17 protein-coding genes are annotated in these 23,472 nt (G+C 64.4%); 10 read left to right on the forward strand and 7 right to left on the reverse strand.

Annotated features, from left to right (window positions below; all coding sequences use genetic code 11):
* The first annotated feature begins 44 nt into the window (after nucleotides 1-44).
* Nucleotides 45-1,355 carry a hypothetical protein gene (locus ACWBU6_RS14000; RefSeq protein WP_452649381.1) on the forward strand — a complete coding sequence of 437 codons (1,311 nt, stop codon included), beginning with the start codon at nucleotides 45-47 and terminating at the stop codon, nucleotides 1,353-1,355.
* Here the strand turns inward: ACWBU6_RS14000 and ACWBU6_RS14005 are convergent.
* The 3 genes from ACWBU6_RS14005 to ACWBU6_RS14015 are packed head-to-tail and all read right to left on the reverse strand — an operon-like array spanning nucleotide 1,352 to nucleotide 5,224.
* Entirely contained in the window at nucleotides 1,352-2,686 is a 1,335-nt protein-coding gene (locus ACWBU6_RS14005; protein ID WP_452649382.1) for a peptidylprolyl isomerase, read from the reverse strand. The genes ACWBU6_RS14000 and ACWBU6_RS14005 overlap by 4 nt on opposite strands.
* Nucleotides 2,673-3,851 carry a trans-sulfuration enzyme family protein gene (locus tag ACWBU6_RS14010; RefSeq protein ID WP_452649383.1) on the reverse strand — a complete coding sequence of 393 codons (1,179 nt, stop codon included), beginning with the start codon at nucleotides 3,849-3,851 and terminating at the stop codon, nucleotides 2,673-2,675. Before ACWBU6_RS14010 ends, ACWBU6_RS14005 begins: the two co-directional genes overlap by 14 nt.
* Entirely contained in the window at nucleotides 3,848-5,224 is a 1,377-nt protein-coding gene (locus ACWBU6_RS14015; RefSeq protein ID WP_452649384.1) for a pyridoxal-phosphate dependent enzyme, read from the reverse strand. Before ACWBU6_RS14015 ends, ACWBU6_RS14010 begins: the two co-directional genes overlap by 4 nt.
* 142 nt (nucleotides 5,225-5,366) lie before the next feature.
* Between ACWBU6_RS14015 and ACWBU6_RS14020 the strand changes: the two genes are divergently transcribed.
* From ACWBU6_RS14020 to ACWBU6_RS14035, 4 genes are all read left to right on the forward strand, one after another.
* Nucleotides 5,367-5,918, forward strand: coding sequence for a thymidine kinase (locus ACWBU6_RS14020; RefSeq protein ID WP_452649385.1), 552 nt, complete (start codon nucleotides 5,367-5,369; stop codon nucleotides 5,916-5,918).
* A complete protein-coding gene (locus ACWBU6_RS14025) occupies nucleotides 5,919-6,407 on the forward strand; it encodes a hypothetical protein (RefSeq protein WP_452649386.1) in 489 nt (162 codons plus the stop codon). It begins immediately after the preceding gene.
* 145 nt (nucleotides 6,408-6,552) lie between these two features.
* Nucleotides 6,553-8,799, forward strand: coding sequence for a carboxy terminal-processing peptidase (locus ACWBU6_RS14030; RefSeq protein ID WP_452649387.1), 2,247 nt, complete (start codon nucleotides 6,553-6,555; stop codon nucleotides 8,797-8,799).
* 330 nt (nucleotides 8,800-9,129) lie between these two features.
* Nucleotides 9,130-11,388, forward strand: coding sequence for a gluconolaconase (locus ACWBU6_RS14035; RefSeq protein WP_452649388.1), 2,259 nt, complete (start codon nucleotides 9,130-9,132; stop codon nucleotides 11,386-11,388).
* A gap of 88 nt (nucleotides 11,389-11,476) precedes the next feature.
* Here the strand turns inward: ACWBU6_RS14035 and ACWBU6_RS14040 are convergent, their stop codons facing one another.
* Nucleotides 11,477-12,319 carry a head GIN domain-containing protein gene (locus ACWBU6_RS14040; RefSeq protein WP_452649389.1) on the reverse strand — a complete coding sequence of 281 codons (843 nt, stop codon included), beginning with the start codon at nucleotides 12,317-12,319 and terminating at the stop codon, nucleotides 11,477-11,479.
* A gap of 340 nt (nucleotides 12,320-12,659) precedes the next feature.
* Here ACWBU6_RS14040 and ACWBU6_RS14045 point away from each other — a divergent pair, with 340 nt between their 5' ends.
* The 5 genes from ACWBU6_RS14045 (at nucleotide 12,660) to ACWBU6_RS14065 (ending at nucleotide 16,846) form a co-directional block, all read left to right on the forward strand.
* Nucleotides 12,660-13,298 carry a PEP-CTERM sorting domain-containing protein gene (locus ACWBU6_RS14045; RefSeq protein ID WP_452649390.1) on the forward strand — a complete coding sequence of 213 codons (639 nt, stop codon included), beginning with the start codon at nucleotides 12,660-12,662 and terminating at the stop codon, nucleotides 13,296-13,298.
* A gap of 69 nt (nucleotides 13,299-13,367) precedes the next feature.
* The gene (locus ACWBU6_RS14050; protein WP_452649391.1) at nucleotides 13,368-14,009 is read left to right on the forward strand and encodes a PEP-CTERM sorting domain-containing protein; all 642 of its coding nucleotides are present in this window, start codon (nucleotides 13,368-13,370) and stop codon (nucleotides 14,007-14,009) included.
* Nucleotides 14,010-14,063: 54 nt separating this feature from the next.
* Nucleotides 14,064-15,254, forward strand: coding sequence for an acyl-CoA dehydrogenase family protein (locus tag ACWBU6_RS14055; RefSeq protein WP_452649392.1), 1,191 nt, complete (start codon nucleotides 14,064-14,066; stop codon nucleotides 15,252-15,254).
* A 9-nt stretch (nucleotides 15,255-15,263) separates the two neighbouring features.
* On the forward strand, nucleotides 15,264-16,388 hold the full coding sequence (locus ACWBU6_RS14060; protein WP_452649393.1) for an acyl-CoA dehydrogenase family protein: 1,125 nt from the start codon (nucleotides 15,264-15,266) through the stop codon (nucleotides 16,386-16,388).
* A complete protein-coding gene (locus ACWBU6_RS14065) occupies nucleotides 16,388-16,846 on the forward strand; it encodes a MaoC family dehydratase (protein ID WP_452649394.1) in 459 nt (152 codons plus the stop codon). Before ACWBU6_RS14060 ends, ACWBU6_RS14065 begins: the two co-directional genes overlap by 1 nt.
* On the opposite strand, the gene ACWBU6_RS14070 is transcribed toward ACWBU6_RS14065, so the two are convergent.
* From ACWBU6_RS14070 to ACWBU6_RS14080, 3 genes are read right to left on the reverse strand one after another with little or no spacing between them, the layout of a single operon-like run.
* Nucleotides 16,837-17,766 carry a diguanylate cyclase domain-containing protein gene (locus ACWBU6_RS14070; RefSeq protein WP_452649395.1) on the reverse strand — a complete coding sequence of 310 codons (930 nt, stop codon included), beginning with the start codon at nucleotides 17,764-17,766 and terminating at the stop codon, nucleotides 16,837-16,839. The two genes, ACWBU6_RS14065 and ACWBU6_RS14070, sit on opposite strands and share 10 nt — an antisense overlap.
* Nucleotides 17,763-22,193 (reverse strand): PAS domain-containing protein, encoded by a 4,431-nt coding sequence (locus ACWBU6_RS14075; RefSeq protein WP_452649396.1) that lies wholly within the window; start codon nucleotides 22,191-22,193, stop codon nucleotides 17,763-17,765. Before ACWBU6_RS14075 ends, ACWBU6_RS14070 begins: the two co-directional genes overlap by 4 nt.
* Before the next feature lie 41 nt (nucleotides 22,194-22,234).
* On the reverse strand, nucleotides 22,235-23,467 hold the full coding sequence (locus tag ACWBU6_RS14080) for an acyl-CoA dehydrogenase family protein (protein ID WP_452649397.1): 1,233 nt from the start codon (nucleotides 23,465-23,467) through the stop codon (nucleotides 22,235-22,237).
* Nucleotides 23,468-23,472 lie beyond the last annotated feature (5 nt).

Consider the following 23,472-nt stretch of genomic DNA (forward strand, 5'->3'; position numbering starts at 1 on the left):
GCAGGCGCACAATGAAGTGACATCCTGCTAATGGGGAGGCGCCCATGTCTTCCAGTCCTGACGAGAATGGCAGCACTGCCTGCCAACGGATCGAAGAGTTCATCTTCGTTCGCGAGCTGAACGAAGTCTTCCTGCTGCTTGACCACATTTCCGGACGCTGGGACAAGAGCCTCTACAACTTCCACAACCACGACGACGGCGAGCCGCACATCGACGAGCTGTGTGCGATCGGTTTGACCCCACCCGGAAGCGACGAGCTGCGCGTGGCCCAGGCGGTGAAGGTACTGTGCGCCAAGGACAAGCTGAATGCTGCTGCCCGCCCGGCGACGGGCCTGACGATTGCGTTCACTTTGCTGGTGGTGGGCGAAGACAACCGCCGCGACTGGCGCAACTGGCTGCGCAACAAGATGTTTGGCAACGGCGCGGGGGAGAACGGCGACGCCCACAGCCCACACTGGAACAAGCCGACCCGCCTTACCCTGGCCCGCAACGCATTTCCCGGCCTGGTCAGGGTTGCCGCAAGTTTCAACCTGCGCATGAAACTGGTGGTCTACCTGCTGCTGGTGGGCCTGGTGCTGACCTGTCTCATGTCCTGGCACGTCGCCGGCGGCAGCGCGATCCTGCAGCACCTGGACGCGGTGCAGGCGGCGCAAGCCGCACTGTCGAAGGAAATAGGGGAGGCGGAGTTCAAGCATGCCGCCAGCGCCACGGCGCCGCCAGTGCAGTTCTGTGCTGAATCCGGCATGGCAGGCGTGGCGCATTATCGCAGCACGGACGAGTACCAGCTTTGTTCCCGGCGCCATCATCTGGCGGCGCAGGCGGCCGCAATCAGCATGAACCTGCGCGATTGGCTGGTGCCCTGGCAGGCTTGCTATGGCTTGCTGGCTCGTCCGTTCGGCCGCATGCCCGAGGATGGCGTGCTGCAGGCGGTTGCCACACCCGCCGAAAGGGAAAACCGCCTGCAGCGTGCGCTGGAGGAACAGGCGCGTGTGGTGACGCTCGTCGTGGGCACAGCCGTCCTGCCTTTGTGCTACGGGGTGCTGGGTGCGGGCGCCGCCGTGGTGCGGGGCCTGTGGGCGAAGATGCGCGAGAGCCTTTTGTCTCCGCGTGATTTCACGCTGGCTTTGCTGCAGCTTGCCCTGGGCGCCACGATCGGCGCCTGCATTGCGCTGTTCGTCAACCCTTCGGGCCAGACGCCGGGCAGCGAAATTGGCCTGCTGGGGAACTGGGCTCTCAGCACTTCGGCGTTGTCGTTCATTGCAGGATTTGGCGTGGAGGGCGTATTCGTGGCGCTCGAGAGCCTGGTGCGGCGCGTGTTCAATATCAGCGATCCGGTACGGCGGCCTGCCGACTAACGCGCTTCCAGGACTTCGATGATGTGGAAGCCGTCTTCCGCCAGCAGCGGTGGGCTGATTTCATGGACCGGCAGGCAAAAGGCCGCCCGTTCGACGACGGCTGACGCTTCGCCCCTGCGGAAAAAGCCCGACGGTATGCTGCGCGGGCTGGCGTAAGGGTTGTTGAATTCTTCTGCCAGGATTTCGAACGCTCCACCGTTTTCCCATTGGCCCCGCAGCACCCTGGCGCGCTGGTAGGCGGCCTGCATGGCGCCGAACGTGGCCTTGGCCGGGCCAGGACCCGGTGCCCCCGGCACGACGACAAGCTGGCGTACCCGCACCTCCCGACGTACGGAAGAATGGATGTCGCATCTCAGATCGGCCTCTTTGAAGCGCGGACTGTAGGAAATCAGCGGCGCCTCCTGGGGTGTCCAGGTGGAGCGTTGTGCAGCTTGCCTGTACCAGGCCATGGCTGCGAGCGCGACGGCGCCGATCAGCAGGCCGAGCGCCAGCCTGAACTGGAAACCATTGCGCCCTTGTGCGCGCTGGTCTTCGCCAAAATTGACAGCGACGTGCTGTGCGGCGGTTTTGAGCTTGATGTCGTCGCGTACCGATGCCAGCGCGGCTTCCGCGGCCTGGGCCGCCGCCGTGGCAGCGCGCGCGGCGTCCTCGGTATCCCGGCGGAGCACAGGCGCCTGGCAGCGGGGGCAGTGGATGTCGCGCGTCAGGTCGATGGCGCCGCCGCACGCATGGCATGCGTGCTGGCCGACTTCCGGAGCGGGAGCGGCGCCGGCGGCGCCGTCCGGCGCGACCGCCATTGCCAGCCGGGCCGGATCGATGACCCCAACTGCCGAACGGCAGGCCGGGCATGCTTCGACAGGCCGCCCGGACAATGGGAAGCCGCAGCCTGCGCAAAAGACTTCTTTGCCTGCAGCCTGCAGCGAACGGATATCCGACCATGCCAGGGGCCGGGCGAAGCCTTTCTCGGCCAGGTAGAGGATGTAGGTCTGGTAGTAGCCATGCCCCTGCGGGCATTCCAGTTTGGAAGTGCGCCCGAAGCGCGACATATCGAAAACGTGCTTCAGGGCGGCGCTGCAGACCGGGCAGGACTGCACCCGGGCCAGCGAGACCGCATGGGCATGCTCGCCGCCGGGCTGCATTGCGCCATGGATTTCGCGCACGAGTTCCGCGATCCCCGGTCCGGCCAGGCGCACCGATTCCGTGTCGTCGAACCACACCAGGCAGCAATGCGGGCAGGAGTCGATCTCCACCCGCCGCTGGTAGTGGCCGGACAGGTCCAGCACCCGCATCGGGCGCTTGCAGTTGCTGCAGTGGCGATCAGATGGCGTCAAGGGCATTACGCAGGTCTTGGCGCAAGTCCTCGATATCTTCGATGCCAACCGACAGCCGGATCAGGCCATCGCCGATCCCCAGTGCGGCGCGCTGCGCGGCCGGAATCGATGCATGGGTCATCAGGGCGGGGTGCTCGATCAGCGATTCCACGCCGCCCAGGCTCTCGGCCAGCGCGAACACTTCGCAGCGTTCGAGGAAGCGGCGGGCGCCGGCCAGGTCGGTGTCGAGGTCGATCGAGATGATGCCGCCGAAACCATCCATCTGCGTCTTGGCCAGCGTGTGCTGGGGATGCGACTCCAGGCCGGGATAGAACACCTTCCGGACCTTGGGTTCGCGATCCAGCCAGCGCGCCAGTTCCAGGGCGCTTTTGCAGTGGCGCTCCATGCGGATCGCCAGCGTCTTCACACCGCGCAGGGCCAGGAAGGCGTCGAACGGGCCGGCAATGGCGCCGACGGAATTCTGCAGAAAGGCCAGTTGCTCGCGCCAGGCCGACTGGCGCTCTTCGCCGCCGACCACGGCGATGCCGCCGATGATGTCCGAGTGGCCATTCAGGTACTTGGTTGCGGAGTGCACCACGATGTCGAAGCCCAGCTCCAGCGGGCGCTGCACGATCGGGCTGGCAAAGGTGTTGTCGGCCACCGCCAGGATGCCGCGCTGGCGGCAGATGCGCGCGATTGCCGCCAGGTCGGCCAGCTTCAGCATTGGGTTGGTCGGCGTCTCGACCCACACCATCTTTGTTTCCGGACGCAGGGCGGCCAGCAGGTTTTCCGGATTGGTCAGGTCGGCGTAGGTGAATTCATGCCCGGCGCTTCTGCGGCGCACGCGCTCGAACAGGCGGAAGGTGCCACCGTACATATCGTCGCCGGCGACGATGTGCGAACCGGCATCGAGCAATTCCAGCACGGTCGAAATGGCGGCCAGGCCGGAAGCAAAGGCAAAGGCCTGCGCGCCGCCTTCCAGGTCGGCCACGCAGCGCTCAAGCGCCCAGCGCGTGGGATTGTGCGAACGGCCGTAATCGAGGCCCTTGTGCACGCCGGGGCTTTGCTGGACGAAAGTTGAAGTGGCATAGATCGGCGGCATGATGGCGCCGGTCGATGGATCCGGGTGCTGGCCCGCGTGGATGACGCGCGTGGCCAGGTGGGCTTTGGTTTTCTTTTCGGTCAAGATAAAGTCCTGCGCAGGTGGTTAAGTAAGTCGTAGCGGGTGATCAGGCCATAGAATTTGCCGCCTTCGGCGATGACGGCGGTCAGTCCCCGGTCCAGCGTATCACGCAGGCCGGGCATGCCGGCAGATGGCGCCAGGGTTTCGACGCGGCTCGTCATAGTGCCGCCCACCTCGCTCTTGAACTGGGCCGCATCGTTCTCGACCTTGAGCAGGATGTCCGACTCGTCGATGATGCCCACCAGCTTGCCGTCGTCGATCACGGGCAATTGCGCCAGGTCGGCCGCACGCATGCGGTTGAACGCGATCAGCAGGGTATCGCCCGGCGCTACGCTGACGACGTCGCCGTTCTCGAACAGGCGGCCAATCAGGTCGCGCAAGTCGCCCAGCTTCTGGCGCTGCAGCAGGCCCTGGTCGAACATCCAGCTATCGTTGTAGACCTTGGACAGGTAGCGGGTGCCGGTGTCGCAGACGAAAGTCACCACGCGCTGCGGCCTGGTCTGTTCGCGGCAGTATTTCAGGGCGGCTGCCAGCAGGGTGCCGGTGGAGGAGCCGGCCAGGATGCCTTCGGCGCGGAGCAGGGCGCGTGCGCTGTCGAAGCTCTCCTGGTCGGTGATGGTATAGGCCTGCGAGATCGCCTCCATGTTCGCGATGGCAGGGATGAAGTCCTCGCCGATGCCTTCCACCGCCCAGGAACCGCTGGTATCCGCCACTTTGCCGGTGTCCACGTATTCCTTCAGGATCGAGCCCTTGGGGTCGGCCAGGATGAACTTGACGTGCGGCGCCACCTTGCGGAAATAGCGCGCCAGGCCGGTCAGGGTGCCGGACGAACCGACCCCCACCACGATGGCATCGATCTCGCGCGCCATCTGCTCCCAGATTTCCGGACCGGTGGTGGTCTCGTGGGCCAGCGGGTTGGCCTGGTTGTTGAACTGGTCGGCGAAGAAGGCGCCCGGGATCTCGCTGGCCAGTCGGGCCGCGTAATCCTGGTAGTACTCGGGGTGGCCCTTGCCCACGTCGGAGCGGGTGATGCGCACGTCGGCGCCCAGCGCCTTCAGGTGCAGGATCTTCTCGGTGGCCATCTTGTCCGGCACCACCAGCAGCACCTTGTAGCCTTTGATGGCGCCGACCAGCGCCAGCCCAAGGCCGGTATTGCCGGCCGTGGCTTCGACGATGGTGCCGCCCGGCTTGAGCAAACCTTCGCGCTCGGCCGCTTCGATGATGGATAGGCCGATGCGGTCCTTGATGGAGCCGCCGGGATTCTGGGATTCAAGCTTGAGGAACAGCCGGCATGGGCCGGTGTCGAGACGGGTTACTTCGGCAAGCGGTGTATTGCCGATCAGGCTGAACAAAGCTGCAGGACGGGTATTCTGCATTTTCTCTCCTTGCGAAAAGCGCGCATTGTGTGGCGATTCGATTGAACCAAGAAGGAATTTCTTTGCGCTAGCTTATACCTTTTTTGGCGGTTGCAGACTCGCGCTTTATAATCCCGCAGCAACTTCTAAAATAATTTCCACTGTGGCAAAACTCTACTTCCGCTATTCTGCGATGAACGCAGGCAAATCGACCTCCATGCTGCAGGTCGCCCATAACTATGAAGAGCAGGGCCTGATCGTGCGCCTGTTCACCGCCGCCATCGACGACCGCTACGGCGTGGGCAAGGTGACCTCCCGCCTGGGACCGCAGCGCGAAGTCGAGCTGTTCTCGGCTGAAACCGACTTCCTGCAAGACATGCAGAAGGTGGCTTGCGTGCTGGTCGACGAGGCGCAGTTCCTGTCGCCGCAGCAGGTCAAGCAGCTGCACCAGCTGGCGCAGGCCAAAGGCGTGCCGGTGATCTGCTACGGTCTGCGCAGCGACTTTCGCGGCGAGCCTTTCCCGGGGTCGGCCTACCTGCTCGCGCTGGCCGACGATATCGAGGAAATCAAGAACATTTGCACCTGCGGCAAAAAGGCCACGATGAATATCCGCGTCGACGAAAAGGGCGAGCGTATCCGTGAAGGCGAGCAAATCAGCATCGGCGGCAACGAGGCCTACCGCCAGGCTTGCGGCCGCTGCTTCTACACGGGCTAATTGGATCAACTGTTTTACCTGGCCCCGTCGCTATGCCTGGCGGCGCTCATCCGGCTCCTGTCGCGGCGCCACATCGTGTTCTCGCTGCTGCAGCTGCCGGGCACCCTGTGCCATGAACTGGCCCATTTCCTGGCCGGACTGGCCACATTGGCACGGCCGGTTTCACTTTCCATCATTCCGCGCCGCGAGGGCAAGGGCTATCTCCTGGGCGAGGTCAAACTTGCCAACGCGAGCTGGTACAACGCCGCGCCCACCGCGCTGGCACCGCTGTTGCTGGTGCTGGTCCCGTGGGGAATTGCCACGCTGCGCACGCGTACTGCCTGGCATTTCACGCCCCTGGATGCTGGCCTGGCCTTCCTGATCGCGCCGCAGTTCCTGGCCTGCTGGCCATCCGCGGCGGACTGGAAGCTGGCCATGCGCTCATGGCCATTGCCGCTGATCGCCGGGGCAGGGTGGTATGCCTGGATCAAGCTGGGCTGGCTGATTTAGTTTCCATCTGGAAATTTGTGCCTTCAGGCCCGCTTAAGTGAAGCACAGCACACTCCCCATCACCGCTCTCTCCCGGAGAGTGTCCTATCCTGTAGAATGGGATAAGCACTATTCTTATGGAATCACCTACGTTCGGAGCAAGCCGATGAAGAAGCACACCCTGTTGGCCACCCTGTCCCTGGCACTGATCAGCGCCTACGCGGGCGCCGCCCAGGCAGACAAGGCGACAGACGTCACCGTCAAGCCCGCAGCACAACAAACCCAGGCCGCCTTGTGGGCGTCCCGCGTGCTGTCGCGCTACCATTACAAGGCTATGCCGCTGGACGACGCGATGTCGGAGAAGATCTTCGACCGCTACTTCAAATCGCTCGACGGCGAGAAGCTGTTCTTTACCCAGGCCGATGTCGATTCCTTCAGCAAGGAAAAGTCCCGCCTGGACGACGCGATCACCGGCGAAAACCTGCAAACGCCTTTCACCATCTACAACCTGTACCAGCAGCGCTTCACGGACCGCATGGCCTATGCCCGCGAGCTGTTGAAGACCAGGTTCGACTTCACGCAGGATGAGAGCTACCAGTTCGACCGCGAAAAGGCCGACTGGCCGAAGACGGAAGCGGAAGTGAAGGACCTGTGGCGCAAGCGCGTCAAGAACGACTGGCTGCGCCTGAAACTGGCCGGCAAGGACGACAAGTCGATCCGGGAAACGCTGGACAAGCGCTACGAAAACTATGTCAGCCGCTCGCGCAAGCTGAATAGCGAAGACGTGTTCCAGATCTTCATGAATGCCTACGCCATGTCGATCGAGCCGCACACCAACTACCTTGGTCCGCGCGCTTCCGAAAACTTCGACATCGCCATGCGCCTGTCGCTGGAGGGCATCGGGGCGGTGCTGCAGAACCGCGACGAATACACCGTGATCCGCGAAATCGTGCCGGGCAGCCCGGCCGGCCTGTCCAACAAGCTGAAGGTAGGTGACCGCATCGTCGCCGTGGCACAGGGCGAATCGGACAAGTACACCGACGTGCTGGGCTGGCGCATCGACGACGTGGTGCAACTGATCCGCGGTCCGAAAGATTCGACCGTCAAGCTGCAGATTCTGGGTGCCGAGGCAGGGCCGGACGGCAAGCCGTTCGTGCTGTCCCTGGTGCGCAAGAAAATCAGCATGGAAGAGCAGTCTGCCAAGCGCTCGATCCTGGAAGTCAAGGATGGCGCCGTCAAGCGCCGTATCGGCGTGATCTCGCTGCCGACCTTCTACCAGGACTGGGATGCGCGCCGCAAGGGCGACAAGGATTACAAGAGCGCCACGCGCGACGTCGCCCGCCTGCTGGGTGAGCTGAAGAAGGAGAAGGTCGACAACGTGCTGATCGACCTGCGCAACAACGGCGGCGGTTCGCTGACCGAGGCGGTCGAGTTGACCGGCCTGTTCATCGACCGTGGTCCTGTGGTGCAGCAGCGTAATGCCGAAGGCCGGGTGGAAGTGGAGGCGGACAATGTGCCAGGCCTGTCGTGGGATGGCCCGGTCGGTGTGCTGATCAACCGTGGTTCGGCATCGGCTTCCGAAATCTTTGCGGCGGCAATCCAGGATTACGGCCGCGGCCTGGTGATCGGTGAGCCGAGCTTCGGCAAGGGCACCGTGCAGACCCTGGTCAACCTGGACCGCTTCGGCCAGAGCGACAAGTCGCGCTTCGGCGAGCTAAAAATGACGATTGCCCAGTTCTTCCGCATCAATGGCGGCACCACCCAGCTGCGCGGCGTCACGCCGGACATCAAGCTGGCTTCCACCAGCGATGCCGACAACTTCGGCGAATCGAGCTACGACAACGCGCTGCCGTACACCCAGATCAAGCCTGCGGTGTACATCCCGGCCGGCGAGTTGAAAGAGATCGTGCCGATCCTGGGCAAGAAGCACGAAGCACGCGTTGCCAAAGACAAGGATTACCAGTACCTGCTGGACGATATCAACTACGTCAAGAAGCAGCGCCAGGACAATGTGGTTTCGCTCAATGAGACCGTGCGCCGCAAGGAGCGCGACCAGCAGGAAGCGCGCGCCAAGCTGCGTGAGCAGCGCATGGCTGCCGGCCCGTCGCCGGATGATCCTATCCTGGTGCCGGACCCGAAAGATGCCCTGAACAAGGCCATTGCCGCCAAACCGGCCAACCCGCGCGCCGCCCAGCGCCAGGCCAACCAGGTCCGCGGCGCGATCCGCACCGACGATGGCTTGCAGGCGGATGAGCGTTCCCTGTCGGCTGAACTGGATGCCGAAAAGGCTGCCAAGAATGCCAAGGACGTATTGCTGAATGAAGCAGTGCATATCCTGGCCGACGAGGTCAGCGTGCTGCGCACCGACACCCGTTTGGCCAGCCGTGTGCTGCCCTATGTAAGCGACAAGTGATATTGCGGTTGGTTATATCTAGTATTACTACAATAAAGTAGACAGATATACCGCGCCGCAGCATACTTGCACCTGTCTCCTCTATTCTCCTCCAAGGAAATAGACTTCAGCCCGCTCCCAGAGCGGGCTTTTTTTTTCATCGCGGATTCGAGAACGCGAAGAGCCGTAAAGGGATTGCCATGTTGTCCACCAAGGGCGAACAACGGGTTGCGTCAGGTGCATCGCACGGCGTTCACGAAGACCAGCCTGCCGCAAGCGACAGGGAATGCAATTTGGCGGCATGAGGCTGCCGATAAGCGGGCATGTCCGGTGGGCGGTAAAATGCTGCCCGTGCGTACATCCATCAAATTGACGATTATCGGAGCTGCGGTGCTGGCAATTGCCGGTGCGGGTGGCTATTTTTACTATTCCACACCGGTGCGCAGCGTGGCGCCGCGCTTGCCGGAGCTGGTCAAGCGCGGGCCGGCGCCGACTGAGCGGGCCTGGCCGGCGCGGCTGGAAACCTTGCTCGATGCCGGGCTGGCCGATCCCTACGGTGTGGCTGTCGACAAGCGGGGGAATATCTATTTCGCCGACGGCGGCGAAGCGAACACGGTTTCGGTGTTGGCGCCCGATGGCAGCACACGTGTGCTGGCCGGCGGGATCGAAGGCTACAGCGAAGGCCTTGGCGCTGCCGCAGCCTTCAACACGCCATCCGGCATTGCCCTGGACAAGGAAGGCAATGTCTACGTTGCCGATACCGGGAACCATGCAATCCGCAAGATCGCGGCGGACGGCACGGTGTCGACGCTGGCCGGCAGCGGCGTTGCCGGGTTTGCCGATGGGCAGGGCGTACAGGCGCAGTTCAACGGGCCGGTTGGCGTAGCGGTCGATGCCGCAGGCGTGGTGTATGTCGCCGATACCTATAACGACCGGATCCGCAGGATCGCACAAGATGGCACTGTGACCACGCTCGCTGGCGGCGGGCGGCCCGGATTCGTCGATGGCATCGGTGAGGGAGCGCTATTCGACACCCCGTGCGGGATCGCCGTCGGCAAAGATGGCATCTACGTCGCCGACACCAGCAACGACGCCGTGCGCCGCATCAATGCGGATGGTTCGGTGCTTACCATTGCCGCGGCGCCCGAGCTGGAAAATGAGCAGCTGCTGCGCCGCCCGATGGCGCTGGCGGTGACCCATGATGGCTTCGTCTATATCGCCGTGTCTTCGCGTGGGCGACTGCTGCAGCTGGCGCCGGATGGCAGCCTGGCAGGAATGCCGGATGCGGCGCGGCCAGCCGATCCGGTAACCGGCATCGATGGCAATATCCAGGTTTATGGCCCGCGCAGCCTGGCACTGGCGCCGAACGGCACCCTGGTGCTCGCCGACGGCTCGGCGCAGAGCCTGCACCGCGTGGTGCGGGCCGGTACCGGTGCGAGCGGGGCGCAGCCAGGCGCACCTAGCGCCAAGGCGGTGCAACCCGCCGCCGCATTGATTGGCGCCGTGCACGCTGCTGAGCAGGCTCCGGCTCCCGCCACGATGGAAGGGACGCCTGCCGCAGCAACCCCGGGCGCCGGGCCGACGGCCGATGCAGCATCCGCGGCGGCCAGCGACATCATGGCCAGGCGCAGCCAGGGCCCGATGCCCTGGCCGGTCCTTCCGCAGAACCAGCCGCATGAGGTGGTTGGCCTGATGGGCGAGGTAAGGGGAAGCTACGGCGGCGACAGTCGCCACCACTTCCACGCCGGACTCGATGTGCAGGCCGATGTCGGCAGCTCGGTGCACGTGGTTGAAAAGGCCAAGGTCAGCGACCCGCTCCCCAACTGGGCCTTCGCCTCGATTGGCGAAGGCATCAATCTCGGCACGACCAGCTACATCCACATGAAGGTGGGGCGCGACAATAAGAACCGTGCGCTGGACGAGCGCTTCCAGCTCTTGCTGAATGATAAGGGCAAGCCGGAACGTGTCCGGGTGCGCCGCGGCACGCGCTTCTACGTCGGCGAACAGCTCGGCGTGGTAAACCAGATGGCCCATGTCCACCTCAACCTGTATGACCGCGGCCGCGTGGTGAACCCGCTGGCGCTGCCATTCCCCGGCCTGCGCGATACCATTGCGCCGGTGATCCAGGGCATCGCCCTGTATGACGCCAACGACAAGCGCCTGCCGGCCAGGAAAGGCAAGCGCCTGGAAGTGCCGCGCGAACTGGGGGAAGTCAACGTGGTAGTCGACGCTTTTGACAAGATGGACGGTAACCTTGCACGGCGCCGGCTGGGCCTGTACGAACTGGGGTACCAGTTGTTGCAGGCGGACGGCACGCCGGTGGCGGGCTACGAGCAACCGCGCATCATGCAAACCTACGACCAGCTTCCCAAACAGCGCGAGGCAGTGAAGGTCGTGTACTCCGCCGACAGCGGCATCACAGTCTACGGCAGCAAGTCCACGCGTTTCACCTACTCGCTGCTAAGCCACCTGTCGCAAGGTGAGGTCACGCCCGGCCGTTGGAACGTCAGCGAACTCGCACCAGGCGAGTACACGCTGCGTATTTACGCCGCCGACTTTGCCGGAAACATCGCCTCAGCCGGCCGCGACCTCGCCCTGACGATCAACTAACACTTAAGATGAAAGTCGGGGTCAGCTCCGGCAATCGGACATTTGGCTGCGCCAAATGTCCGATTGCCGGAGCTGACCCCGACTTTCATTATTGGATTGAGGTGTTGCGGCCGTACAGGGTGCGCTGGGCGGGGTTGCCGGTGACGGCGATACGGCCGGAGCCGTTGGCGCGGGCTTCGACTTTATGCTGCACCCAGGCTTGTACGCCGCCGGATCCGTTGCTGGTGATATTGGCTTCGTCCGCGCGCAGGTCGTTCAGCTGCGCGCTGCCTGAGCCTTGCACCTGCACGTCGAGCGTGTGCACGATGCCGCGCGCGTAGAAGCTGCCCGAGCCGGCGGACGACACGCGCAGGGAGTCGCCGCGTACCGAGCCGATATTCACGCGGCCGGAACCTACCATGTGCACGACCGCCGACTTGCTGTCGAGGCCATCGGCATATAGTTGGCCCGAGCCGGTGTGGCGCATATCCAGGCGGTCCACCTGGCCGCGCAGTTCGAGGTAGCCGGAGCCCGTGTGGGCAACTGTCAGCGGGCCGCCAGCGAGTCCTTCCACGCCGGTGCGCACGGAACCGGTCGATTCCAGGTTTTCCAGGCGCGGCACCGTGTAGCGCACGTGGATCGGCGTGCGGCTGTCGATGCGCTCTTCGGTCCACACGCGCAAGGTGTCGCCGCGCACTTCGGTATGCACCAGCGGTACCAGGTTGTTGTCGCCTTCAATTACCAGCGAGGGCGCGCCGCCCACCTTGACTTCGACATTCATGTCGACGCGATGGCGGTTCTCGATGCGCAGTCCGGTGGCACTGGCAATGCTGCGGGTTTCGGTGCTGGTCGTTCCGTTGCCCTTGACGTAGTCGCCGCTGTCGTTCAGCACGACGACGCAGCCGGCAAGGCTGAGGGAGAGCAGGGCGGCGAGGGGGAGCTTGATGCGCATGGTTGTGTCCTTGTTGTACATGCTAAGTGGATGTGAACATCCTACCGGCCGTCGCCCTTGCCCAGGGCTGGAATGCGACGAAACGCAGAAATTGAGTGCTGGGTTGCAAAAATTGATAATATGAAAGTGTCGGCATCCTGCCGGCCCGGCAGCTCCGCTGCTGAGAACAATCAAAGTTATATACCCCTTATTTTCGCCGCGGATAGGCCATCTGCGGCGTTTCTTTTTGCATGCCCGTGCTTTTTCCTCCTGCCCGGCCTTGTGCCGGCACAAAGCCAGCCATGGCCGTGCTACCTAAGCTGTTGAAAGGAACGGCTTTTTCAGAGGGGAGGGCTATATCATGTGTGCAATTGCAAGAAAGCTGGCCTTGGCCGCCACCAGCCTGGTACTGGCGGCAAGCGCTTATGGTGCAGGCAGCATCGGCAATACATCGGCCGATGACGTCACGCTCGGCGGTTTCGATGCGGACGCCTTTGTCTTTGCCGCCGGCTGGAATCCGCATGCCGGCTTGAACGGCGATACCAGCGGTTTCGGTACGGCCTTCGATGCCTATGGCAGCGGCCCGTGGAGCTTGCTGGACAAGTACGACGCGAGCGCAGTGTTCGGTAACACCGGCGTGCTGCAATTCGGCTTTGCGCTGAGCGGCGGCACCACAGGCACCTGGTCCGTGCACAATACCGGCGCGGCGCACCTGGTGCTGGATCTTGTGTTTGCCATGCATGCCGCTGAAGCCGGCGCCGGCTTCCTGTTCGATAACCAGGCCATCAATGCCGGCCAGACCTTGAATGGCACCTGGCGCATCGAATGGTTCACCGGGAATAACAACGCCTATCCGGACTTTTCCAATCTCGCCCTGTTTGCGCGCAATGTGTCGGCCGTGCCCGAGCCGGGCGAATACGGCATGCTGCTGGCGGGCCTTGGCGTGCTTGGCGTGCTTGCCCGCCGGCGTCAGGGCAGTGACTATATTTCGGAAAGGTAATGAACGCCGTCGAGGTCGCTAAACCGCTACAGTGAAGTGGCAGTCTCAACTTCAACAAGGGGAAGCGCAATGGAAGCAATTGCAAAGAAGTTTGCATTGGCCGCCAGCAGCATGCTCCTGGCGGCAAGCGCCTTCGGCGCGACAACCATCGGTAATACCTCTGCAGACGACGTCACACTGGAAACCCACAGCGCCGACGCCTTCGTCTTCACCTCAGGCTGGAACCCGCAAGCCGGCCTGAGCGGCAACACGGGTGGCATGGGCGCCAGCTTCGACAGTTTCGGCAGCGGCGACTGGACCTTGCTGGGCAAGCTGGATGGTGCTTCGGGATCGGGCTTCAGCCTGTACAGTACGCTGGACTTCAGCTTCGATGTGGGCGATGGCAAAACTGGCAGCTGGACCATCACCAATACCAGTGCCGGCCAGGATATTTCGCTGGACCTCGTGCTCTCGCTCAAGGCTGCCAACGGCGCCGGTGCCTTCCTGTTCGATAACCAGACCATCGGCGCCGGCCAGACGCTGAGCGGGACCTGGAACATCGCATGGTTCACCGGCAATAAGCAATCCAATCCCGATTTCTCCAACCTGACCGTTTTCGGCCGCGAGATGGATGGCATCACCACGCCAGTCCCTGAACCCGGGGAGTACGCCATGCTGCTGGCCGGCCTGGGCCTGCTCGGCTTTGTGGCACGGAGGCGCAAAGCGCTGTAGACTCCTTGAAACGGTCGTGCTATTTTGCTGGCGCGACCACATCAAGGAGACAGCATGGACTTGAACTACTCTGCCAGGGATGAGGCCTTCCGCGCTGAAGTGCGTGCTTTCCTGGCAGCGAACCTGCCGCCCGAGCTGCAAACCAAAGTCCGCAAGCACCTGCGCCTCCGGCGCGAAGATTATGTGCGCTGGCATAAGATCGTCGCCCGGCAAGGCTGGGCTGCCCCGGCCTGGCCGGCCGAATTCGGCGGCCCGGGCTGGGATGCCGTCCAGCGCCACATCTGGGAAGAGGAGTGCGCGATTGCCGGCACCCCGCCCATCCTGCCTTTCGGCGTCAATATGGTGGCGCCAGTCATCATGGCGTTTGGCAGCCCCGAACAGAAAGCCTACTTCCTGCCGCGCATCCTCGATTGCACCGACTGGTGGTGCCAGGGTTATTCCGAACCGGGATCAGGCTCCGACCTGGCCTCGCTGACAACGACCGCGGTGCGCGTGGGGGATCATTACCTCGTCAATGGCCAGAAGACCTGGACCACCCTGGCCCAGCATGCCGACATGATCTTCTGCCTGGTGCGCACGGACAGGAATGTGCGCAAGCAGGAGGGCATCTCGTTTCTCCTGATCGATATGAAGACGCCAGGCATTACGGTGCGCCCGATCGTCATGCTGGACGAAGACCACGAGGTGAATGAAGTCTTCTTCGATAATGTGCGCGTGCCGGTCGCAAACCTCGTTGGCAAGGAGAACAAGGGCTGGACTTACGCCAAATACCTGCTCGGCCACGAGCGGACCGGCATCGCGGCAGTGGGGCGCTCCAAGCGCGAACTGCAGTTCCTCAAAAAGATCGCGAACCGGCAGCAGAAGAATGGCAAGCCTTTGCTGGAAGATGCGCTGTTCGCGGCGCGCGTGGCGAACCTGGAAATTGAGTTGATGGCGCTGGAAGTGACGGTGCTGCGCACCATTGCGCAGGAGGCGCAAGGCCCGGGACCGCAAGCTTCAGTGCTGAAGGTGCGCGGGTCCGAGATCCAGCAAATGCTGACAGAACTGTTGGTCGAAGCCATGGGCCCGCAAGCTTTGCCGTTCGATCCGGATTATCTGGATGGCGAGCGCGAATACGCATTGGCCGGCGACGACGATGCCGCGCCTCTGGCGGGCTATTACTTCAATTTCCGCAAGACGTCGATCTACGGCGGTTCGAACGAGATCCAGAAGAATATCATCACCCAGATGATCCTGGGACTGTAAGGGGGCGGCATGGAGTTCACTTTCAGGGAAGAACAGCAACAATTGGCCGATGCGCTGCGCCGCTGGGTCGACAAGGATTACAGCTTCGAGGCGCGCAAGAAGATTATCCATTCGGTTGCCGGCGTTTCCGACGAAGCCTGGGCCACGCTGGTGGAGCTGGGGATGCTGGCGCTGCCCGTGCCGGAGGAGCAGGGCGGTTTCAATGGCAGCGCGGTCGACATGATGGCCGTGATGCAGGAACTGGGGCGCGGCCTGGTCGTCGAACCGTACTTCGCTACCGTGCTTGGCGCCCAGTTCCTCAAACTGGCCGGCGGGCAGGAAGCGTTGCTCGAGCGTGTTGCCGCCGGCGAGCTGAAGCTGGCGTGCGCGCTGGGCGAGCAGCAGTCGCGCCACGCGCTGAATGACGTGCTGGCGACCGACAGCGGCGGCGCAGGCCGGATCTGGGGCCGCAAGACTGTCGTGCTGCACGGCAGCGAGGCTGGCGCGTTTATCGTATCGGCCCGCAGCAGCGGGCCACAGCGCGACACTGGCGGCATCTCACTGTATGTGGTGCCGCGCGATGCTGCAGGCGTGAAGGTCGCCGGCTACCGTACCATCGACGGCCAGCGCGCCGCGACGGTTGACTTCATGGATGCCCAGGGCACTCTGCTCGGCGAACCGGGCAAAGGATGGCAGCTGCTCGAGGCGGCCGCCGATTACGGCGCCGCGCTGCTCTGTGCGGAGGCCATCGGCGCCATGGATGCCATCTTTGCCGCCACCCTGGAATACCTGAAAACCCGCCAGCAGTTCGGTGCCCCGATCGGGAAGTTCCAGGCGCTGCAGCATCGTATGGCCGACATGTTCATCCATCTCGAACAGGCGCGTTCGATGGCCATGCTGGCAGCGGTCAAGGCCGGGTCGGACAGCCATGAAGAACGGCGCCGCGCGGTCTCCGCTGCCAAGGTGCGCGTCGGCCAGGCCGCGCGCTTCGTCGGCCAACAGGCGGTGCAGCTGCACGGCGGCATGGGCGTGACGGACGAACTGCCGCTCGCCCACTATTTCAAACGGCTGGCGGTGATCGAGCTCACACTGGGGGATGCAGATCATCACCTGGAGCGCTTTATCGCCCAGCCAGGATTCAGGGAGGCCGCTTGATGGCTCGTTTGGTACGCAACGTTGCGGAGCTGGAAGCATTGGTTGGGCAGGAAGTCGGCGTTTCCGGCTGGGTCGACATCACGCAGGAACGCGTCAACACATTCGGCGCATCCACCAACGACGAGCAGTGGATCCATACCGATCCGGTGCGTGCCGCCGCCGAATCGCCGTACGGCGGCACCGTGGCGCATGGCTTCCTGACCTTATCCCTGCTGCCAGGGCTGCTGCAAGACGCGGTGTGCATGGAAGACATGCGCATGGGCGTGAATTATGGCCTGGACAAGGTGCGCTTTCCTGCACCGGTGCCGGTCGGCGGCCGCGTGCGCGGCCATGTAATCCTGCGCAGCATCAATGCGGTGGCAGGCTGCCACCAGCTGGCTTGGGAAGTGACCGTCGAATGCGAAGGCAGCGAAAAGCCCGCCTGCGTTGCGGAATTCCTGATGCGCCGCTACCCCTGAACGCATTCATCAACGCAGAAACGGTTGCGGCCGTCCTTCTTGGCCCGGTAAAGGGCATCGTCGGCGCAGCGTACCAGCGCGTCCGGGTCGCCGCCCATCCCCGGCAGGAGCGTGGCCACGCCCAGGCTGACGGTAACCATGTCGCTGGCCGATGACATGCGGTGCGGGATGGCCAGTGCACGCACGCTGGCCAGGATCCGCTCGGCCACCGTTTCCGCTCCCTGCGCGTCGACCTGGGGCAGCAGGATGACGAACTCTTCGCCGCCGTAGCGCGCCAGCAGGTCGGGCGAACGGCCGGCGCACTGCAGCATGGTGCCGGCCACCTGTTTCAGGCAGGCGTCACCGGCTTGGTGGCCGTAGGCATCGTTGTATCGCTTGAAGTGGTCGATGTCGATCATGATGACCGACAGCGGCATGCCGGAACGGGCGCAGCGCCGCCATTCGTTCTGGATCGCGTCGTTGAAGCTGCGCCGGTTGGCGACGCCGGTCAGGGCGTCGGTCAGCGTCATTTCGCGCATGGCATCGGACTGGCGTTTTAAGGTCAGGTGGGTGCGCACGCGGGCACGCACCACGGCGACATTGAACGGCTTGGTGATGAAATCGACCGCACCTGCTTCCAGCGCCCGCGTCTCATCCTCGGGCGTGGTCAGCGCGGTGACGAAGATGATCGGGATATCGCGCACATCGGACGTGGCGCGCAGGGCGGCGCAGACTTCGTAGCCGTCCATGCCCGGCATGACGGCGTCCAGCAGGATCAGGTCGGGCTGGTGCTGGTGTGCCAGCTCCAGCGCCTTCTCGCCACTCATGGCAAACAGCACTTCATGTTCCTCGCCCAGCACGTGGTTGAGGATCTGGATATTCTCCATCGCGTCATCAACGATCAGCAGGCGCCCGTTGCGCGCCTGGTCGGTCCACGTCATGCCGTTTCCTCCCGTTTCATGATTTCCTGCAGCCGCTGTTCGGCGTCGGCGAAGTCGAGCGTTTCGATGGCATTGGCCAGGCCGGGCAGCAGGTCGGGACAGCGCTGTTCAAGCACGGGGCTGAGCGCCTTGAAGGCTGCCAGCGCGCGCATATTGCTGTTCCTGAGCAGCGTCCGCAAATCGCCCAGGGCTTGCGGCAGGTTGGACACGGCAGTGCCGCTGGCGGCGGCCGGCAGCGGCAGCGGCAGCTCGCGCGCGGCGTTGATCACCACGGCCAGCGCCTGCTCCAGCGACAGCAGCAGCGCGGCAGCCGAACTGTCCTGGCCTTCCGCGACGGCAGCTTCGGCCTGGGCACTGAGGCGGGCTACCTCGGTGGCGCCCAGGTTGGCGGCCACGCCTTTCAGGCGGTGCAGCACACGCGTGGCGGCATAGCGCTTTTCCTGCGCCAGGCATTCGCGTACTTCCTGCACGGCGTCGCCCTGGGAGTTCTCGAAGCGCTTGAGCAAGCCGGCGAAGGCGGCATAGTTTCCCGCCACGCGCCGCAGCGCCGCTTCCAGGTCGATGCCGGGTACCGTGGACGGGCATCCGTCTGTGCGCTGGTCCGCGCGCACAAGGCCGGGCTGGCCGCCTGCCAGCTCCGGATGCAGGGGTGCGAGGCGGGTCAGGGTGGCGATCATTTCGTCGACGTCGATGGGCTTGGCAATATGCGCATCCACGCCCGCCTCGATGGCGCGAATCCGGTCTTCCGGCATGACGTTGGCCGTCATGGCAATGATGGGCAGGGTACGCAGGCCCATGGAACGTATCGATTCGGTGGCGCGGTAGCCGTCCATCACGGGCATCTGCAGATCCATCAGCACGGCATCGAAACGCTGCGGATCGTCGCGCAGCATATCCAGTGCAATCTCGCCGTTGGAGGCCACCTCCACCAGTGCGCCGCAGTGCAGCAGGATGTAGCGCGCCATCTCCTGGTTGATCTCATTGTCTTCCACCAGCAGCAGATGCATGCCGGCCAGGCTGCCGGAAAGGGCGGCGTGGCTGCTGCGATGCTCCGTCTGGCGGGAGCCGGTGAGCACCGCCAGGGCCGCGTCGCGCAGGCGTGCCGGTGTAAAGGGCTTGGCCAGGACGGCGTCGATCTGGAGGCTGTCGGCAAGCTGCTGCAAGTCGTCGCTGGTGCGTTCAGGCGCCATCATCACGACTTTAGGCAAGGCGACGCCCTCGTCGCGCGCCTGCACCAGCAGTGCGATGCCATCGGTGCCGGGCATCGCACTGTCGACCAGCAGCAAGTCGAAGCGCTGCTTGCGCAATGCCTGCAGGGCGTCGGCCGCGCTGGCGGCGGTGGCCATGCTCCATTGCAGGGCGGTGCCGGCCCGCTGCAGCACCTGGCGCACGGTGGCGTTATCGTCGACCGCCAGCACGGACAGTCCACACAGGCTGGCCGGCAAGTCCTGAGGTGCGCTGCCGGCGACCCGTTGCAGGGGACAGGTGAAGCGGAAGGTCGAACCTTTGCCCAGGGTGCTGTCCACTGCGATGACACCGCCCATCAGGTCGGACAGGCGGCGCGCAATGGCCAGGCCAAGTCCCGTGCCACCGTAGCGGCGGCTGGTGCTGCTGTCGCCCTGGGAGAACGCGTCAAACATGTGCTGCTGCTGTTCCGCAGGGATGCCGATGCCGGTGTCGCGCACGGAAAACTCCAGCGTCAGCGAATTGCGGCTGCCTTGCGCCTCGCGCACCGTCAGCACGACTTCGCCCCGTTCGGTGAACTTGATGGCATTGCTCAGGAGGTTGAGCAGGACCTGCTGCAGGCGCATCGCATCGCCCACCATTTCGGCCGGCAGGGTCGGGGGAATGTCGAACACCGGTTCCACCCCTTTGTCCCAGGCGCCGTTGGCCACCAGCACCGCCGTCCCGGCCAGCATGTGCTCGAGGTTGAAACGCGCCTGCTCGAGCTGCAGCTGGCCGGCCTCGATCTTTGAAAAATCCAGCACGTCGTTAACCACGCCAAGCAGGCTTTGCGTCGCAAGCTGGATCTTGCTGACGTAGCTGCGCTCGCGCCTTTCCAGCGGCGCTTCCTCCAGCAGGCGCGCCAGACCGGTGATGGCATTCATCGGCGTGCGGATCTCGTGGCTCATGTTGGCCACAAATTCGCTCTTGGCGCGGCTGGCGGCTTCGGCGCGGTCGCGTGCCCGCATCAGTTGTTCGTTCAGCTCCTGCAATTTCAATTCGCTGCGCTTAAGTTCAGTAACATCCGAGCCTAGGGCATAAAAGCCGCGCACGGCGCCCGATTCGCCGCGGTCGGGAATGAAGTTGATCCAGGTGTAGCGCGGCTCGCCCGATGGCAGTTCCAGCTCGCGCAGGAAGTGCTGCGGGCTGCCGGCCAGCACGGCATTGATATGGGGCCGGATCTGCTCCAGCAGGGCTGCCGGCAGCACGCGGTCGATCGGCTCGCCCATGGCCTGCTCCAGCGTCTTGCCGAACCAGGCCAGGAAGTATTTGTTGGCGAAATGGCAGCACAGTTCCGCATCCCAGTAGGCTACCAGTCCAGGCAGGTTTTCCGTCACCGTGTGCAGGAAGCTGGTGCTGCGGGCCAGGCTCAGGGAGGTCTGCTGCAGGGCTTCGTCGGCACGCTTGCGGTCCGTGATGTCGAGCGAAATGCCCAGCAGGTGGGTGGCAATGCCCTGGTCGTCGCGCAGGGCCACTTTGCGGGTGGTCAGGTAGCGCATCTCGCCGGCGGCGATGCGTACCGCTTCTTCGGGAATTTCCATGACCTGGTCCGATGCCAGCACCTTGCGGTCCGCTTCCTGGAAGGCCGCAGCCTGTTCCTGCGGGAAGAAATCCCGGTCGCTTTTGCCGAGCAAATCCTCGCGCGGGCGGCCGAGCAGCAGTTCGCCCTGGCGGTTGAGCAGTTCAAAGCGCAGGTGCTGGGCGTCCTTGACGAACACCATGGCAGGCATATTTTCCAGCACGGATTTGAACAGGGCCTTGGACTGGCGCAATGCCGCTTCCGTATCCTTTTGCTGGGTAATGTCCATCAGCACGGTAGTAATACCGACCATTGCGCCGTCGGCGCCGAAGACGGGGTAATAGCCGGTGATGAAATGGCTGCTGCGGCCTGGCCGCGCAGCGGTATTGCCGGTGATTTCGGCGTTGGGCACCGCTGCGGCGGTGGCCAGCACGCGGCGGTAGGCCTGGTTGACCTGCGCTACCAGGTTGCGGTCGCCGATCACTTCGTCGAAGCGGCGCCCGATATGGTCGTTGACCGCCATGCCATTCATGGACGCCAGGTAGTCGTTGATCATGAGGATGCGCAGGCGGGTATCGACAAAACTCAGGCCGACCGGCGCCGTGGCGTAGATGGTCTCCAGCAGGGCGTTGGAATTTTCCAGCTGCTGCGTGCGTTCTTCGACTACGCGCTCAAGGTCCTGCCGGTGGCGCCTCAGGTCGCGGTCCAGCCGCAGCAGGGTGTCGCCGATCTGGCGCGCCTCCTGGAAGGAGACGCGCGGCGCTTCGATGGCCGCGCCGCTGGCCAGCGCCTGGGCCGGCGCATGCAGGGCGTCGATCGAGCTGGCGATGCGGCGTGCCGCCAGGGCCGCCGCGGCAAAGCCGGCCAATACCAGCGCCGCCAGCATGGCGCACAAGGCGTAAAACAGGCCGTCGAAGGCCACCAGTGCGCCAGGCGCTGGCGCAGCGACGGCGACGCTCCAGGGACTGTCGGCGCCGCGCAGGTAGCCGACCTGCAGCGGCAGGCCGTGCAGGACATCGGTTGCCGGCTGGCCGCTGACGCGTCCGTCGTCATGGCTGCGCGCCACCAGGGTGCCTCCGGGCGCCAGCACGGCGATCACGGTGCCCGATGGCAGCTGCATCTCCTCGGCTACCTTGTCCAGCGCGTCGCCGGGCAGCAGCACGCTGAGGGCGGCAGGCGGCTTGCCGGGACGCTCGATCGGCACGTCGACTGCCAGGTGGGCCGGCTCCTTGCCGTTTGCGCGCAGCAGGCTGACGGCCGATCGTGCGTTCGGCGCGAACCTGATGCGGGCGGCGTTGGCGGCGCGGTCAATGGGCAGCGCGCCGCCGGCTATGACATGCGCCGTGCCGCTTTCGGTGAAGATGATATGCGACCGGTAGGGCAAGGCCGGCGGCAGGGCGGCAGCCGCCTGGCTGCGCAAGGCCACCAGGTCGCCGCTGCGTGCGCTGGGGCTGCTGGCGAGCGTGAGGGCCGCCGCTTCCGCCGCCAGCAGCTGGCGGTCCACGATGGCGGCCGCAGCGCGTGCCATGCGCTGGAGCTGTAATTCCGCGCGGCCCAGGTCGCGCTGCTGGAAGTACACCAGCAGCAACGCCACCGCCAGCAGCGCGGGGGCGGCGCAAGCCGCAGCCAGCAGCGCAATCTGCGACCGCAGCGGCGGCAAGGGCTTGCTGGATTCGTCCTGCACGGCACATCCTTTCGGAAGAGTGACTGCAGGACGATGATAGCTTAGCTTGCCTTGGGCGAGAAGCGCGCGATCTCCAGTTTGGCGATGGCGTTGCGGTGCACTTCGTCCGGACCGTCGGCCAGGCGCAGGGTGCGGTTGCCGGCCCACTGGTAGGCCAGCGGGAAATCATCCGACACCCCGGCCGCGCCGTGGGCCTGGATGGCCCAATCCAGCACCTGCTGTGCCACATTGGGCGCCAGCACCTTGATCATGGCGATTTCGGATTGGGCGACCTTGTTGCCGACCGTGTCCATCATATAAGCCGCCTTGAGCGTGAGCAGGCGTGCTGTGTCGATCCTGATGCGCGACTCCGCGATGCGTTCGCGCCACACGCCCTGGTCGGACAGCCGCTTGCCAAATGCAACCCGCGATACCAGGCGCTGCACCATCAGCTCCAGTGCCCGCTCGGCCACGCCGATGGCGCGCATGCAGTGGTGGATGCGGCCCGGGCCCAGGCGGCCCTGCGCGATTTCAAAACCGCGGCCTTCGCCAAGCAGGATGTTCGACGCCGGCACGCGAACGTTCTCGAACACCATTTCGCAGTGGCCGTGCGGCGCGTCGTCGTAGCCGAAGACCGGCAGGGGGCGCAGCACACGCAGGCCTGGCGTATCGGCCGGCACCAGGATCATCGATTGCTGGGCATGGCGCGGCGCGTCGAAATCGGTCTTGCCCATGGTGATATAGACCTGGCAGCGCGGGTCGCCTGCGCCGGAGATCCACCACTTGCGGCCATTGATCACATAGTGGGCGCCATCGCGTTCGATGCGCGTTTCAATATTGGTCGCGTCGGACGATGCCACCGCCGGTTCGGTCATCGCAAAGGCCGAACGGATCTCGCCGCGCAGCAGCGGCTCCAGCCAGCGCTGCTTATGGTCTTCCGTGCCGTAGCGCTCCAGCGTTTCCATATTGCCGGTGTCGGGCGCTGAGCAGTTGAACACTTCGGCAGCCCAGGGCACGCGGCCCATGATCTCGCACAGCGGCGCGTAATCGAGGTTGGACAGGCCCTCCGGCGCGCGGCTCGAACGCGGCAGGAACAGGTTCCACAAGCCCTGTTCGCGCGCCAGCGGCTTGAGGCGCTCGATCAGCTCGGTGGGGATCCAGCGGTTGCCTTGCTCGCGGCCGTTGCGGTCCACCTCTGCGTGAAAGGCTTTTTCGTTCGGGTAGATATGCTGCTCCATGAAGGCCAGCAGGCGCGCCTGCAGTTCCTTGGTGCGCGCGGAGTAGTCGAAGTCCATGGCGG

Source organism: Pseudoduganella sp. HUAS MS19 (genome assembly GCF_053615455.1).

Bases quoted from the DNA above. Each gene is read 5' to 3' on its own strand.
- ACWBU6_RS14000 (WP_452649381.1), top strand. From the start codon at position 45: ATGTCTTCCAGTCCTGACGAGAATGGCAGCACTGCCTGCCAACGGATC.
- ACWBU6_RS14015 (WP_452649384.1), bottom strand. From the start codon at position 5,224: ATGCAGAATACCCGTCCTGCAGCTTTGTTCAGCCTGATCGGCAATACA.
- ACWBU6_RS14030 (WP_452649387.1), top strand. From the start codon at position 6,553: ATGAAGAAGCACACCCTGTTGGCCACCCTGTCCCTGGCACTGATCAGC.
- ACWBU6_RS14040 (WP_452649389.1), bottom strand. From the start codon at position 12,319: ATGCGCATCAAGCTCCCCCTCGCCGCCCTGCTCTCCCTCAGCCTTGCC.
- ACWBU6_RS14045 (WP_452649390.1), top strand. From the start codon at position 12,660: ATGTGTGCAATTGCAAGAAAGCTGGCCTTGGCCGCCACCAGCCTGGTA.
- ACWBU6_RS14050 (WP_452649391.1), top strand. From the start codon at position 13,368: ATGGAAGCAATTGCAAAGAAGTTTGCATTGGCCGCCAGCAGCATGCTC.
- ACWBU6_RS14055 (WP_452649392.1), top strand. From the start codon at position 14,064: ATGGACTTGAACTACTCTGCCAGGGATGAGGCCTTCCGCGCTGAAGTG.
- ACWBU6_RS14060 (WP_452649393.1), top strand. From the start codon at position 15,264: ATGGAGTTCACTTTCAGGGAAGAACAGCAACAATTGGCCGATGCGCTG.
- ACWBU6_RS14065 (WP_452649394.1), top strand. From the start codon at position 16,388: ATGGCTCGTTTGGTACGCAACGTTGCGGAGCTGGAAGCATTGGTTGGG.
- ACWBU6_RS14070 (WP_452649395.1), bottom strand. From the start codon at position 17,766: ATGACGTGGACCGACCAGGCGCGCAACGGGCGCCTGCTGATCGTTGAT.
- ACWBU6_RS14080 (WP_452649397.1), bottom strand. From the start codon at position 23,467: ATGGACTTCGACTACTCCGCGCGCACCAAGGAACTGCAGGCGCGCCTG.